1 protein-coding gene is annotated in these 745 nt (G+C 56.5%); it reads left to right on the forward strand.

All coding sequences use genetic code 11. The annotated features are described in order from the left end of the window. Window positions 1-542: uracil-DNA glycosylase family protein (locus AC1DO7_RS41415; RefSeq protein WP_477117592.1), on the forward strand; the 542-nt coding region annotated here is incomplete at its 5' end. Window positions 543-745: the final 203 nt, after the last annotated feature.

A 745-nucleotide genomic window follows, 5' to 3' on the forward strand; every position in this document is an offset into this window, starting at 1 on the left:
GCGGGCAGGATGTTCAAACGCTTCGTGACATTCTTCCCACGCGTCCCGGACTTGAAGTTCTGTTCGTTGCCAAGACGCCAGCGCCGGTAAGTGTCGCTGCGGGCCACTACTTTCAAGGCGCTCAGGGCAAGATGTTCTGGAATCGATTGAAGGAATATGGTCTGTTCAACCCTACTACCCGGTTTGAAGATGATTCACTGCTCGACCACGGCTTCGGTATAACGGACCTTGTGAAGGTCCCGCGTGCGTATGGAAGCGAACCTTCATCAGAGGAATATGTGGCAGGGATGGATCGCATCCTCGAACTGATATGCGTGCATCATCCGCGTGTGGTTGTCTTCGTTTACAAGCGCGTTCTCGACAACTTGCTTCGGTATCGGTTTGGGTTGCGACAGAAGTCGGAATACGGCTTCAATGCAGGTCTTAACCTTCATTTCTCCAACGCACAGGTGTTCGCCTTTCCCCTTCCCGGAACGCCATGTACGGCAGCGAAAGCGGCCACGGCGATGCGCGAATTTGCCGACGTAGTGGGACGCCGTTGAGTGCGGCCAGCGCCTTGGCCCGGACCTATGGTATCTCGCGGGCCAGCGTTCTTGCAGTGGTAAATCCATAGCGGGCTGCGGGCCAGCAAGGCGAAATCTACTTCGCCGCACTACCACCACTGCAGTGGCCCATGCTGTCTGCCGGGTCCTGACTTGGCGACCCATCCTCACGTAATACGGGATCGTTGCGACATATCCAACGC

The sequence above is a fragment of the Cupriavidus sp. 05N40 genome, from assembly GCF_056397305.1.